Below are 13,292 nucleotides of genomic sequence, written 5' to 3'. Positions count from 1 at the left end.
TCAGTGCGTCTGAGGTTCGGAGCCAGTCAAGCGGCGCTCACCTGAGTCGCGGCCTCTCGAGCCGGCTTTGCGCACTCATCTACTTCCGTACCTCTGCAGCGGCCTGAAGCAGCGGGGAGAAAGAGTTAAGTGTGCGAAGAATGCCGAAAATCGGTGGTGGGCTCAGTGTTCTAGTGCAACAGTGGGCTGGTCTCAGGCTACCTGCTCATGCAACAGATCAGCCAGGACCTCGGCCGGGGTCGCGAACCCGAGGACCTTCCGCGGCCTGCGGTTGAGCTGATCCTGCATCGCCTGGATCTCCTCGTCAGTAACCGACTCATCGAAGACCGTGCCCTTCGGGTAGTAGTCCCGAACGAGACCGTTGGAGTTCTCATTCGTCGGTCGTTGCCAGGGTGAGTGCGGGTCGCAGAAGTACACCTGGCAATCGGTGGCGACAGTGATCCGCAGATGCTCAGCCATCTCCTGACCCTGGTCCCACGTGAGAGTCGAGAACAACGCTTCCGGCAGGGAAGCGATCATGTCCTGGACTAGTCCGGTGACGGTGACCGATTCGCGGTTGTTCGGCAGTTTCCGGATCAAGGAGAACCGGGACCGGCGTTCGAAGACGGTCACCAGGCCACCGGCGTGGGAATCGACGACGAGATCACCCTCCCAGTGGCCAGGAACAGTGCGGTCGGCAGCTTGTGAGGGACGGTCGGTCAACAAGGCACCATCGAGCCAGGGACGGTTGGACCGACGCGGCAGCTTCGACTGTGGCTTCCTTCCCGTCTGTCCCGATCGGAGGGCTTTGACCACGGCCAGCTCGTGACGCAGGGATCCGCGTCCTTGGACGTAGAGAGCTTGGTAGACCGTTTCGTGGCTCACGTGCAGGTCCTTCCGGTCAGGGTAGTCACGCCGAAGCCTACCGGCGACCTGTTCGGGCGAGCACTTGTCGTTGAGCCCGTTGATCACGTGAGCCCGCAGCCACGGATCCTCGAGACGTGTGCGACGGTGTTTCTTGCGTGCCTGTCGGGCATAGGTGCGGCCGTGGGCGCCGGCGGCACTGTAGACCGGGTGTGGGCTGATTCTGTCGTATTGGATGAGTCGGTTGCGGCGGATCTCTCGGGACACGGTTGACGGAGCAACACCGAGTTGAGTCGCGATGGTTCTCATCGACAATGGCGGATCTGATTGCAGGCCAGCCTGGATCGTCATTCGGTCGGCGATCGTCAGGTGGCGGTAGGCAGGTGGTCGTGGTGGTGCCGGGGCAGCAACGATGGTGGTCGGCATGGACAGTATTCTGCCGGTCCTGCCTTTGGGCAGGCCGAGTCGCCGCGCCCACCGGGTGACGGTGTTGAGGTTGATGCCGAGGTGGTCAGCGATCGCTGATCGTGGTCTGCCTTCGAGGAGGAGCCAGAAGAGTTCGTCGAGGACGTGGAAGGGCAGCCGTGGACGTCTGTAGTGCGTGGTCATGGGGGTGTTCCTTCGTTCAGTGGAAACACCCGGTCTGATAGTGCTGGTCAGACCGGGTGTTGCACTAGAACCTAGAAACCGCCGGTCTCAAGGCGACATTCTTCGCACACTTAACTCGTGTCGGCGGCGGCAGGCGCGCAGCATCCGGCTGATGGCGGCGCTGCGCGAACACCTTCGCGCCTGCGCGAACTACTTCGCAGCCGCCTCGATCCCGCCCGCAGAGCCTCAGACGGCAACCTCGGGCAACAGGACACCTTGCTATCCAAATTCAAGCAAAGTGACATGGAACACGTGGAACCCTTGTTCCAACTCCAGTCAAATGTAACGAAACGATAACGAACCTCTGGCGCGGTATGAGCGCGAAGGAGCGCCCCGTCACATCCCAGAGATGCCATGGGGAAAGCCGGGTCCGTTACATGTCGGTAGCTCGGGACGATCGTTGCGGAAGTACCCCGGAATCGGCACTTTCGAGGTTGACGCTCGATCTCAGCCCGTTAGGTTTGTTGGCGTGATTAACGCACTCGCTGAACCGAAGACGCAAATCGACGTCCGGACTCCAGAACTGGAGGACGGACAACATCTATGGCGGCTCGCGAAAGACACAGCCGTGCTCGACCTGAACTCCTCGTACTCGTACCTGCTGTGGTGCCGCGACTTCGCGGACACCTCGGTGATCGCACGAATCGACGGAGAACCCGCCGGCTTCATCACCGGTTACACCCGTCCGGAGAATCCGGACACCCTGATGATCTGGCAGGTCGCCGTCAACGAGAACTTCCGTGGACACGGACTCGCATCGACCATGCTCCATGAACTGGCCGACCGGACCGGCGCTCTCCGCATGGAGACGACGATCACCGACGACAACGCGGCGTCCAACCGCCTGTTCCAGGCGTTCGCTGAGAAGCGCGGCGCCGGATTCGACCGTCGCCCGCTGTTCACCCCGGACCTCTACCCGGACGGCCACGACACCGAGTACCTCTACGAGATCGCACCCCTGTAACGAGCCTCACCCCGGCGCCGCGCGGCCCCCTGTTCCAAGGGCATGGACGCGCCAGGTGCCAGGAGGCGGAAGAGATCGCCCGCAGTGAGCGGCAGCGGCCACCGCCTCGGCGACTGCATCCGATGCAGACGCAGAACTTAAAGAAGTCGAAAGGACTCAAGTCATGACTGAAAGCGCTAAGCCCACACCCACTGACAAGCCCGACATCTTCGAAACTCGCGAGTCTGCCGTGCGCAGCTACTGCCGTTCCTGGCCCGCGACCTTCGCCCGTTCGCAGGGCGCAAAGCAGTGGGACGAAGACGGCAACGAGTACCTCGACTTCTTCTCCGGCGCCGGTGCCCTCAACTACGGCCACAACAACACGGCCGTGATGGGCCCGCTCATCGAGTACCTGCAGTCGGGTGCCGTTCTGCACTCGATGGATATGAAGACCCCGGCCAAGCGTGAGTTCCTGCAGACCTTCCAGGACCTCATCCTCAAGCCGCGCGGACTCGACTACTCCGTCATGTTCCCCGGACCGACGGGAACCAACACCGTCGAGGCGGCCCTCAAGCTCGCTCGCAAGGTGACCGGCCGTCAGCACATGCTCTCGTTCACCAACGCGTTCCACGGCATGACGCTGGGATCGCTGTCGGTGACCGGCAACTCGATGAAGCGCGAAGGCGCAGGCATCCCGCTGACCAACAGCTCGAAGATCCCGTACGACGACTACTTCGACGGAGAGGTCCCGGACTTCCTGTGGCTGGAGAAGGTCCTCGAGGACTCCGGCTCGGGCGTCGACAAGCCCGCCGCTGTCATCGTCGAGACCGTGCAGGGCGAGGGTGGACTGCGTGCCGCTCGCGCCGAATGGCTGCGCGCACTGTCCGATCTGTGCAAGAAGCACGACATCCTCCTCATCGTCGATGACGTGCAGGCAGGCTGCGGCCGTACCGGTTCGTTCTTCAGCTTCGAAGAGGCCGGTATCGAGCCCGACATCGTCTGCCTGTCGAAGTCGATCTCCGGTTCGGGTCTGCCGCTGGCACTGACCTTGTTCCGTCCCGAGCTCGACGTCTGGGAGCCCGGCGAGCACAACGGCACCTTCCGCGGAAACAACCCCGCGTTCGTGACCGCGACCGCCGCCATCAAGACCTTCTGGGCCGACAACGAGTTCCAGAACCAGCTCGCCGACACCATTGCCGAGTTGCACCAGCGCCTCGACACGATCGTCGAGAAGGCCGAAGGCGCTTCGATCCGTGGGCGCGGCCTGCTGGCCGGCGTCTGCTTCGAGGACCTCGAGGTAGCTGAGAAGGTCGCCGCCTATGCCTTCGAGAACGGTCTCCTGCTCGAGACCTCGGGCGCCGATGACGAAGTCATCAAGATCATGCCGCCGCTGACGATCGATTCGCGCGATCTGCAGGCGGGCCTGGACATCATCGAGGCCGGAGTGCTCAAGTTCGCTCCCGCCGCTGCGAAGGCCGCACTGGCCTGACCCACCTCTGCCGGGCCGGCGTCGCAACTGTGGCGCCGGCCCGAGCTTTGGGCGGATTCGAGCTCACCTGCTCGATCGCCCAGCCGGGCCGACGGGAGCCGTCGAAGTGAGACGGAAGCCCGCGGCCCACCCTGAACACTTTCACCGACCTTTTGCGAAAGGACCACAGATGTACGTAGTCAACCGCGATGACCTCAACGACACCGACCGCGATGTGAAGTCCGAGACCTGGCGCTCACGCCGCATGGTGCTCGGCAAGGAGCGCGTCGGTTTCTCGTTCCACGACACCGTGATCTACGCCGGTACCACCTCGACGTTCCACTACCAGAATCACGTCGAAGCCGTGTACTGCGTGCAGGGCAAGGGGACGCTGACCGACGAGGAGACCGGCAAGGTCTACCCGCTCCACGATGGCGTCATGTACCTGCTCGACGGAAATGAGAAGCACACCGTCGTGGCCGAGGAAGAGCTGCGCATGGCCTGCGTGTTCAATCCGCCGGTCACCGGCCGTGAGGTCCACGACGAGAACGGCGTGTACCCGCTCATCCTCGAAGATGAAGCGGCACCCGCGAACTGAATCAGTTCCCCTCGCCGAGGCGGCCCGAGCATTGCGCTCGGGCCGCCTTTTTCGTGTGGTTGAGTTGTGCGCTTGGACGGCAAAGTTGAGCCGAAGCCGGTCGCACTGCAGGTGTGGTAATCTTCGGTCATACAACTTTCAAGTTCGTGACTTCTCGTTGCCGATTACACATTCGTTGACTCCGACTCAGGCATCTTCTTCCATTCCATCTTCAGTTGGAGTCTCCATGAAGTTCCTCAAGCGCGCCCTCGTGGCGTCCGTTGCTGCCCTTGCTCTTACCATCGGTCCTGCTGTATCCGCCGAGGCGGTCACGATGTCCTTTGACGTGACGAAGCTATCTGCCAGCAACATGGTCGTATCAGACGACAACTGCAAGTACTTCAATGTCTATTTGAAGTACAAGAAGAAGAACGTCGATTCGTGGTCTGTTGACTCAGATATTTCGGGACCGTACGGTTCCGAAGATACGGTCATGTTCGGCAACTACACGTCACCGAGCGACAAAGATCGAGGGTTGATTTGTCCGGATCTATCGGGGCTTGGGAAATACCGCATTGGGCCGTCTGAGGTCGATATGGAATATGTAGATGCCAACTCAGACGTTTTTTGGGACGCGCGTACCGATTACACCAAGGGCTACTTCTACGTCCGCGGGAAGACATACGCTTCGGTGTCCTCGAAGCGCAAAGGCAGCACCGTCACGCTGACGTCGTCGACGAAGTACTACAACCCCGAATGGGATGAGAAGCGCAGTTACAACCCGAAGGTGAAGTTCCAGGTCAAGTCCGGCAGCAAATGGAAGACCCTGAAGACGGTCACTGCAAAGAAGGGCAAGGCCGTCTACAAGGTGAAGTCGAAGAGCAAGCGGTACTACCGTGTCACGTTCAGCCAGGTCAGCTGGGCCACCGGAGCAACTTCGAAGTCAGTCAAGCGCTGACAGCCTCGGCGTGAGAGGTCGGTCCGTAACGTGAGCGCGATGCGGACCGGCCTTTTCATTCGCGAATCGTCAGATCTGTCCCATCCATATGCCCTCGGGGTCCCTCGAACGGGCCCAATGCTTCCGTGAGCGGAAACCACAAGACTCCGAGCTCGGCGCTCTGACGACCCCCGGCTTCCCGGGAAGTGAGATTTTGGTTGTATCGCATCTGACTGATCTCAGCATCGGTGACTGTCCAGATGACGACCTGTGGCGGATCATCATTCGTGAACGTCACACGGTGGGGATCGGCCGAGACCGACCATCCGGTCGCCTCGGCGAGGGCGTTCGCCAACTCAGCGCGATCGATACACATGGGGACCTCTTTATGGTCAGGGGACTGCCTGCGGATCTTGGGGAATGAAAACACATCGGGCGCTCCGAAAGGGAGCGCCCGATGTGCGTTGTCGACTGCTGTTCGGCAGCCTCACTCGTTGTCGGAGCGAACCTTCTTGCCGCGGTCATGCCAGAACTTCGTTGTGGTCACCTCGTCGGTGCCGTCCCAGGCATCGACTTCGGTGTTGATGCGCCGATAAGTCGGCAGATCACCGCGTCGGAACACCGGTTCGAAGCCGGCTTTGCGCTGCTGCTGGTAGTTCTTCAGCAGCGAGAACACCAACGGCGAGAGCATCAGCAGGGCGAAGAGGTTGATGAGAGCCATGATCGCCATGAAGATATCGGCCGCGGTCCACACCAGGTCGAGGGCCGCGATCGCTCCGATGAACACCGAGACCATGACGATGACCTGATACACGCGCAGCGCGACGCGGTTCGTCGTCAGGTGCTCGATGTTCGCTTCGCCGTAGTAGTAGTTGCCGAGGATCGACGAGAACGCGAAGAGGAAGATCGCGAGCGTGAGGAAGTGGATCGCCCACTGTCCGAGCTGACCGCTCAGCGCCGTCTGCGTGAGCTGGATGCCCTCGGCAGAGCTGCCGTACTCCGGATTCGACAGCAGGATGATGAACGCGGTGATCGAGCAGACGAGGATCGTATCGAAGTACACGCCCAGCGCCTGCACGAAGCCCTGCTTGGCCGGGTGCGACGCCGAGGCGGTCGCTGCCGCGTTCGGCACCGAACCGATACCGGCCTCATTGGAGAACAGGCCGCGCTGAACACCGATGAGCATGATCGATCCCAGCGTTCCGCCGGCGATCGAATCCATGCTGAACGCATCGGTGACGATCGTGGCGATCATCGACGGCACGGCACCGATGTTCATCACCACGACGATGATGCCGACGATGAGGTAGAGGCCGGCCATGATCGGCACCAGATAAGCCGAGATGTTCGAGATGCGCTTGGCGCCGCCGGCGAAGATCGCGAAGGCGGCGACGGCGATGATCGCGCCGGCCACGGCAGCGAAGACGCCGTCCGAACTCTCGACTCCGAAGGATGCCCCGACGGCGTCGACGATGGAGTTCGACTGCACCGAGTTGAACACGATGCCGTAGGTGATGGCGACGATGACGGCGAAGACCAGTCCGAGCCGCTTCATGTTCAGCCCGTGCTTGATGTAATAAGCGGGACCGCCGCGGAAGTTCGGGCCGTCCTTGAGCTTGTACAGCTGTCCGAGAGCCGATTCGGCGAAGGCCGTGGCGCCGCCGACGATGGCCGTCAGCCACATCCAGAACATCGCACCCGGTCCACCGAGCGAGATCGCCAAAGCGACACCGGCGATGTTCGCCGTTCCCACCCGCGAGGCCGCGGAGATCGAGAAGGCGCGGAACGGCGAGATGTTCCGGTTGCCCTCGGAATCCCGTCCGCCCGGCTCCACCAGGGTGCGGAACATCTCGGGCAGCAGGCGGACCTGCACCGCTCCCGTGCGGATGGTGAAATACAGACCAGTGGGGATGAGAACAGCCACGAGGATGTACGACGATACGGTGCTGACACTGTCGAAAGCACTCTGGAGCATCTCCATCGAACTGCGCCTCCTTCGGCAATTGTGCTGGAGAGGATCGGAGGTGCGGAACGCGAGAACTCCGTCCGTGGTTACTCCCAGTCTGCCACCTCCGGTTCCGCAGCTGTGGCAGTGGCCCCTGCTTGAAGGTCACCGTCGGCCTGCGGCCGAGTCAGCATCGGCCCAGGCGACGGCCAGTGTCGACACCGTCAGGATTCATGTCCCGTCCACTCGCGCATCATCCGGAACTTGCTCGGGCCCCCTAGTCTGGGCGGCCTAGTACTCATCGTTCGGCCACCGCGCAGCAGTTGGATCCGGCGCCCGAACGCCACCCGCAGTCTCCGTGGAGGAGTTCTGAAATGCCCATCACCCTCGCCACCCCCACCTCCGATCACTCGCCCCGCGACCTCAGCGCCGGCGCGGCCGGCACTGTGATCGACCCCGCCCGCGTTCGGGTCCCGCCCCTGGTCATCGCACACCGAGGTGCGTCCGCCGATTGGCCGGAGAACACGATCCCCGCGTTCATCGCCGGCATCGACCAGGGTGCGGACATGATCGAAACCGACGTCCACATGAGCGCCGACGGTGAGCTCGTGATCATGCACGACACCACCGTGGATCGCACCACCGATGCCCGCACCCTGTACCCGAATCGGCAAGACCGCAGCATCGCCGGCATGAACGCCGCCCAGATCGCCACACTCGACGCCGGAAGCTGGAAGGGCGAGGAATTCGCCGGTGTCCGCGTGCCCCGTCTCGCCGAGGTGCTCACCCTCGCCCACGACACTCGCACCGGCCTGCTGCTCGAGGTCAAGCATCCCGAGCTCTATCCCGGAATCGCCGAGGCGGTCCTGTCCGCCCTGCGCACCTTGCCGAACTATCTCGACCGGGCTTTGGCCGCCGGTATGCTCGTCGTCCAGTCCGCGAACTGGGCATTCGTCGAAGAGTTCCACGCGCTCGCCCCGGAGATCCCGGTCGGCGTGCTCGGCCGACCCTGCCCGGACGAGCTCCAGGACTTCGCGGACTGGGTCGACCAGGTCAACCCCGAATTCTGCGCGGCCGACGAGGACTTCCTCACCGCCATCCACGAGCTCGGAATGACCAGCTTGGTGTGGACCGTCGACGATCTCGGCGAGATGGAACGAGCCATCGACGTCGGTGCCGACGGCATCATCACCAACGCTCCCGACCGCCTCGTCGAGGTCGTCGAAGCTCTCTAGAGGAGGCTCTATAGGTCCCGCGTCGGCTCAGTCGTGGGCGGGCTGGCGGATGATGAGGACAGAGAGCAGAACGCTGGAAATGATCGTCCCGCCCATCCCGACCGGTCCGGCGATCGGGCCGAAATAGAGGTCAGCTCCGTCGCCGAACATCCTCGAAGTGGAGACCATGAACGCGGCCATACCGCAGACTACGGCGACTGCAGTCAGAACCTGGGCGATCCTCGGCGGGGGAGAGGATCCCGGTGCTGAGTCGGCGATGCAGTTTCGCGTCAGGGAGTACAAGCTGTAAAGGCCGGCGGTCGATGCTGTGAGACTCGCGCAGGCGGTGAGGAAGGCGATCGAGGCCGGGGCGTCGGCGAAACTGCCCACGGACGGTTCGAAGGCGAAGGCCACCGCAATGATGAGAGCAGAGACGATGAGGACGATGGCTGTGACCAGGGAGGCGTGGCGATGGCGTGGGAGCTGTGGAGTCGGTTCGGCCGCCTCCGCGTGGGGATTTGCAAGGCCGGCGGATTCTGGGACTCGACCGAGGATCGTCGCCAGCACACCGGCAACGATGAGCGGAAAGACCGCGATCGTCAGTAGACGCAGTAACCAGAGATTCGTGGCGATCGCCTGCCCGACATTCGAGTCGCCAGCGGAAGCGGAGACGAGCGAAGCCATTCCAGATGGGACGAACAGCAGCACGGTGACCACGCTGAGCACAATGCGCGGATGAAGGGGCAGGCTCCGGATGAGGACGATCCCCGATGCGCCGGCGACGAGCAGGGTGCCGAGCTGGGTCCACGCGCGGACCGGACCCGTCGCGAAGTACACATCATCGGCGCTGATGAGAAGTGCGGCGCTCGCCCACGACAGGCAATGGACGAGAAATGCCAGGACCGTCAGTGAGAAGTCTCCAGGGCTCAGCGGGGCCGGTCGCTCGACAGAGTCTCGGTCGGCGACGGCATCAGCGCCTCGCTGCGCCGCGGTGGTCATGACTCGTTGCTGGGATTGCTGCCGCTGCCGCCGACCTCAGTACTGTCGTTGGCCACATTACTGTCGTCGGATTCGATGGTCTCGTCCGACTGGGCGGTGTCGCCGGGCCGGGCACGGTCACCGGGTCGGGCGACGTCGTGGGCCGGAGCGCAGTTGAGAGTGCGGACCGCGAGCACGAGGCTGCCGAGGACGAGGCCGAACATGCTGATGACCCAGCCCGGGTATCCCATGGCGACGGCCGGAGGGTACCCGACTGCCAGTATGGTCGACTCCCAGCACAGGTGCAGTCCGCAGGCGACGACGACGAACGCCAGAGTGCGAGCCGATCGCGGTGTGGTGCCGGACGAAGACGAGCCGAGGGCCGGTTCATCAGCCGGCAGCGACCGAGACTCGGCGATGACCCGCAGGGCGGCGACGGCGGAGACGAACCCGACCGCTGCGCCCAGCGCATTGAAGGCATCACCGTACTCGAACAGGAACATGGCGTCGACGAACATGGTTCGCAGCAACCAGACGAGGAGCACGATCCCGGTCGCGGCGAACAAGCCGATGGCGGCGGTACGCGAACGGCGGCGGAGGACTGCGGGGGCGGCCGCCTCGGCGACGGGAACAAGTTGGGCCGTGACTGCGGCCAGGGCGAGTGCCACAACGATCGGGAAAGCCACCGCCACGATGAGGCTCACGGTGACCAGGGCTGTGGTGAGCGCGGGATTGTCGGCCAATACGCCGGTGTCGGCGCCGAACGTGTCGATGGTGAAGATCGACTTGATCGCTTCGACGGCGCAGAGGAACACAGTGATGACGATGAACACGTTGCGGGGGATCGGGCGAAGTCCGCGGGCGATCGTGATCGCGGCGGCGCCGGAGACCGCGATGAGCGCGAGGCGCAGGAGGCTCGGACCGGGTGACGACACGTAGGAGTCTTGAGCCTTGACCTCGAGGAGCCCTGCACCGATCCAGGCGACGAGGAAGACGACGGCGGCAACGATGGTGATGGCCATTCTGCGACTGTCGAGGCCGGTTCTCGGGTCGGGGGCGTCGGTGTTCGGTGCGGTGGTCATGCCCCCATGCTCCCATAAAAACCAGCCGCCTTGTCGGTTCGAGTGAGAAGAACTCGGTCGGCCGACGGGAGATGACCTCGCACGCGATCGCTCGAAGTGAGACGCTGGGAGCATGCCGAACGAACTCGCCGACTCGACCAGCCCGTACCTGCGCGCGCACGCCGACAATCCCGTGGACTGGCGGATGTGGACGAAGGAAACCCTCGCCGAGGCGGCCCGCCGTGACGTCCCCATCCTCATCTCGATCGGCTACTCCACCTGTCATTGGTGTCACGTCATGGCCCACGAATCCTTCGAGGACGAAGCGGTTGCGGCGATGATGAACGACCGGTTCGTGCCCGTGAAGATCGACCGGGAGGAACTGCCGGACATCGACGCCTACTACATGAACGCCCTGCAGGCGATGACCGGTCAGGGCGGATGGCCGATGACAGTATTCGCAACACCTGCCGGCAGTCCCTTCTATGCCGGCACTTACTTCCCGCCCGCGCCGCGGGGCAATCTGCCTGCGTTCACGCAGGTGCTCTCGGCCGTGTCAGCGACCTGGACGGACCGCCGTGACGAGGTCAACCAAATGACGGCCCGGATGGACCGTGGTCTGGCCGAGATGGCCGATGCCGTGACCAGTGCGCTCCCCGCCGAGGCGGCCGCGGAGTCGCTGACCCCCGACGAACTCGATTCCGCCGCCGCAGCGCTGCTCGATTCGTACGATCCGGCCTGGGGTGGGTTCGGCGGTGCCCCGAAGTTCCCGCCGATGATGAACGTCCTCCAGCTCCTCGCGGCGTTCGTGCGCTTGGGCGGGACCGCCTCGGCGGGTGAGCGGGCGGACGACGGTGATTCGGCGCGCCCGGGAACCGGTGGAACCACCTCGGCGAACGGGGGAGAGGCTGGGGAGCACCCGATGGATCGGGTCCGGGCCGAGGGACGACTCGGCTGGCTCGGCGCCGACGGACACCTGACCGGTGAACTCGTCCTCGATTGCCTCATCGCCGTGCGTTCGACACTGGCGCGGATCGCTTCCGGTGGCATGCGCGACCAGGTTCGCGGCGGGATCGCCCGCTACAGCGTCGACCGGCAGTGGTTCGTGCCGCACTTCGAGAAGATGCTCTACGACAACGCCCTCTACCTGCGCGCCGTCATTGGCTGGGCGAAAGTCGAACGCGCCCTGGATTCGGGGGCGAAGTGGCTCGCCCTGGCCGAACGTGAGATCGCCGATACCGCGAACTTCCTGATCAGGGACCTGTCGACCGATGACGGATTCATCGCCGCCCTCGATGCGGATTCGCTCAACTCGGCGGGAGTCTCCGAGGAGGGCGCGGCCTACGTGTTCACTCCCGAAGAATTCGCGGAGGCGGGGCAGGCTGGTCTTCTCGGACTCGTCGATTCGCCGGCAGGGGAAGAGCTGTCCGGCCAGGTGGTCGCGGCGGTGCGGATCATCGACTGGCTCGGCATGGAGGATGTGCCCTTCGATGCGGAGCACCCCGCGCCGTGGGACATCGAGGCGACGAAGCGACAGCGCGAGGCGCTTGAGCAGATGCGCGCTCGCCGATCCCAGCCGGCCCGCGATACGAAGATCATCACCGAATGGAATTCCTTGGCCGTCACCGCCCTCGCCGAGGCGGCCCTGTACTCCGGCGCGGGAGCTGAGGATTCGGGTGGTGCAGATTCGACGGGAAGTGCGGACCCGACTGGTGGTGCGATTACAGGGAACGCCGAATCTGCAGATTCGGCGCGGTGGGCAGAAACCGCCGTGCGATTCTGGACGGCGATGCACGACCGGTTCGAGCAGGCAGGGGCATCCGAGCCGGTGGACGCAGCCGGACCGACTGGATTCGACGTGCGGCGCAGCTTCACCGGCGATGTCGCCGGCCCAGGGCGGGGCGGGCTCGCCGATTGGGCGCAGCTCATCACCGCTGGGATCACGGTCCGACAGCTGCCGGACGGGGCCCCCTCGGTGCGGGTGGACGATCTGGTCGAACTCGGTGCGACGATGCTTGACCTCTTCACCGCCGAGCGGGGCGACGGGGTCCTCGAAGCAGTCGATTCGCTCGGTGACGGGATCATCGACGTGAAGTCGGCGGACCCAGTCGACAACACCGTGCCGTCGGGACGATCGGCGGCTGCCGAGGCAGCGCTGCTGCTCGCCGAGCTCGGCGTCGAGGCTGCGACATCTGGCGGGTCGGAATTCGGTGGCTGGGAGCTATCCGGTGAAGCGGCGTCCCCGGGTGGGGTCGCCGAGCTGGATACGGGACGGCTGTTGGAGGTTCGGGATCGGCTGCTCGGGGTCTATCGGGCGCTGGCCGGGCAGGCTCCGCGCGGGTGCGGACACGCGCTGTGGCAGGCCGAGCGGGCCTTGTCGCCCGTGCGGGTCGCCACCGTCGACGAGGCAATGCGCAACATCGCGGCCAGGCATCCGTCGCTCACTCTGCTCACGGCCTCGACAGGCGTCCCGGGACCGGACGGTCGGGAGGTCGACGTCCCCGCGGGGACGGCGATTGTGTGCCGGGGAACGCAGTGCTCCCTGCCGGTCGGCACGGCCGCCGAGCTGGTTGGGCTGCTGGACGGGTAGGCCGCGCACGTCAGCGGTGGTGTTGGGCCGCCTCGGCGGCAGATCGGGAACTGTTCGGGAAATCACCACATTCCATCGGCGACGGAAT

Annotated in this window: 11 protein-coding genes; 6 read left to right on the top strand and 5 right to left on the bottom strand. The window is 64.2% G+C overall.

Annotation, left to right across the window (positions count from 1 at the left end; all coding sequences use genetic code 11):
* Window positions 1–192: 192 nt before the first annotated feature.
* Window positions 193–1,452 carry an IS30 family transposase gene (locus ACU4IU_RS06655; RefSeq protein WP_139470450.1) on the bottom strand — a complete coding sequence of 420 codons (1,260 nt, stop codon included), beginning with the start codon at window positions 1,450–1,452 and terminating at the stop codon, window positions 193–195.
* A gap of 607 nt (window positions 1,453–2,059) precedes the next feature.
* On the opposite strand from ACU4IU_RS06655, the gene ectA reads away from it, so the two are divergent.
* The 4 genes from ectA to ACU4IU_RS06635 all read left to right on the top strand — a co-directional run bounded on the left by ectA (window position 2,060) and on the right by ACU4IU_RS06635 (window position 5,437).
* Window positions 2,060–2,455, top strand: a complete 396-nt coding sequence (ectA, locus tag ACU4IU_RS06650; protein WP_229664249.1) for a diaminobutyrate acetyltransferase — start codon at window positions 2,060–2,062, stop codon at window positions 2,453–2,455.
* A 163-nt stretch (window positions 2,456–2,618) separates the two neighbouring features.
* Window positions 2,619–3,923, top strand: a complete 1,305-nt coding sequence (gene ectB / locus ACU4IU_RS06645) for a diaminobutyrate--2-oxoglutarate transaminase (protein WP_446656232.1) — start codon at window positions 2,619–2,621, stop codon at window positions 3,921–3,923.
* A 169-nt stretch (window positions 3,924–4,092) separates the two neighbouring features.
* A complete protein-coding gene (locus tag ACU4IU_RS06640; protein WP_135810511.1) occupies window positions 4,093–4,500 on the top strand; it encodes an ectoine synthase in 408 nt (135 codons plus the stop codon).
* A gap of 226 nt (window positions 4,501–4,726) precedes the next feature.
* On the top strand, window positions 4,727–5,437 hold the full coding sequence (locus tag ACU4IU_RS06635) for a hypothetical protein (RefSeq protein WP_446656231.1): 711 nt from the start codon (window positions 4,727–4,729) through the stop codon (window positions 5,435–5,437).
* A gap of 55 nt (window positions 5,438–5,492) precedes the next feature.
* On the opposite strand, the gene ACU4IU_RS06630 is transcribed toward ACU4IU_RS06635, so the two are convergent.
* Together ACU4IU_RS06630 and ACU4IU_RS06625 are read right to left on the bottom strand one after the other, a co-directional pair.
* Window positions 5,493–5,792, bottom strand: coding sequence for a hypothetical protein (locus tag ACU4IU_RS06630; protein ID WP_446656230.1), 300 nt, complete (start codon window positions 5,790–5,792; stop codon window positions 5,493–5,495).
* A 111-nt stretch (window positions 5,793–5,903) separates the two neighbouring features.
* Complete coding sequence (locus ACU4IU_RS06625; RefSeq protein ID WP_446656229.1) at window positions 5,904–7,397, bottom strand: alanine/glycine:cation symporter family protein; 1,494 nt, start codon at window positions 7,395–7,397, stop codon at window positions 5,904–5,906.
* 338 nt (window positions 7,398–7,735) lie between these two features.
* On the opposite strand from ACU4IU_RS06625, the gene ACU4IU_RS06620 reads away from it, so the two are divergent.
* Window positions 7,736–8,596: a glycerophosphodiester phosphodiesterase gene (locus ACU4IU_RS06620; protein WP_259358953.1), complete on the top strand. Its 861-nt coding sequence runs from the start codon at window positions 7,736–7,738 to the stop codon at window positions 8,594–8,596.
* A 27-nt stretch (window positions 8,597–8,623) separates the two neighbouring features.
* Here ACU4IU_RS06620 and ACU4IU_RS06615 read toward each other — a convergent pair whose 3' ends face one another.
* Complete coding sequence (locus ACU4IU_RS06615; RefSeq protein ID WP_446656228.1) at window positions 8,624–9,574, bottom strand: hypothetical protein; 951 nt, start codon at window positions 9,572–9,574, stop codon at window positions 8,624–8,626.
* Complete coding sequence (locus ACU4IU_RS06610; RefSeq protein WP_446656227.1) at window positions 9,571–10,635, bottom strand: hypothetical protein; 1,065 nt, start codon at window positions 10,633–10,635, stop codon at window positions 9,571–9,573. Before ACU4IU_RS06610 ends, ACU4IU_RS06615 begins: the two co-directional genes overlap by 4 nt.
* A gap of 112 nt (window positions 10,636–10,747) precedes the next feature.
* On the opposite strand from ACU4IU_RS06610, the gene ACU4IU_RS06605 reads away from it, so the two are divergent.
* Window positions 10,748–13,204: a thioredoxin domain-containing protein gene (locus ACU4IU_RS06605; protein WP_446656226.1), complete on the top strand. Its 2,457-nt coding sequence runs from the start codon at window positions 10,748–10,750 to the stop codon at window positions 13,202–13,204.
* Window positions 13,205–13,292 lie beyond the last annotated feature (88 nt).

It is taken from the genome of Brevibacterium sp. CSND-B09 (assembly GCF_052906525.1).
This window is presented reverse-complemented; position numbering and strand designations above follow the sequence as displayed.

Coding starts and splice junctions, on each gene's coding strand:
- ACU4IU_RS06630 (WP_446656230.1), bottom strand. CDS start 5,792: ATGTGTATCGATCGCGCTGAGTTGGCGAACGCCCTCGCCGAGGCGACC.
- ectB (WP_446656232.1), top strand. CDS start 2,619: ATGACTGAAAGCGCTAAGCCCACACCCACTGACAAGCCCGACATCTTC.
- ACU4IU_RS06655 (WP_139470450.1), bottom strand. CDS start 1,452: ATGACCACGCACTACAGACGTCCACGGCTGCCCTTCCACGTCCTCGAC.
- ACU4IU_RS06635 (WP_446656231.1), top strand. CDS start 4,727: ATGAAGTTCCTCAAGCGCGCCCTCGTGGCGTCCGTTGCTGCCCTTGCT.
- ACU4IU_RS06640 (WP_135810511.1), top strand. CDS start 4,093: ATGTACGTAGTCAACCGCGATGACCTCAACGACACCGACCGCGATGTG.
- ACU4IU_RS06605 (WP_446656226.1), top strand. CDS start 10,748: ATGCCGAACGAACTCGCCGACTCGACCAGCCCGTACCTGCGCGCGCAC.
- ACU4IU_RS06615 (WP_446656228.1), bottom strand. CDS start 9,574: ATGACCACCGCGGCGCAGCGAGGCGCTGATGCCGTCGCCGACCGAGAC.
- ACU4IU_RS06620 (WP_259358953.1), top strand. CDS start 7,736: ATGCCCATCACCCTCGCCACCCCCACCTCCGATCACTCGCCCCGCGAC.
- ACU4IU_RS06625 (WP_446656229.1), bottom strand. CDS start 7,397: ATGGAGATGCTCCAGAGTGCTTTCGACAGTGTCAGCACCGTATCGTCG.
- ACU4IU_RS06610 (WP_446656227.1), bottom strand. CDS start 10,635: ATGACCACCGCACCGAACACCGACGCCCCCGACCCGAGAACCGGCCTC.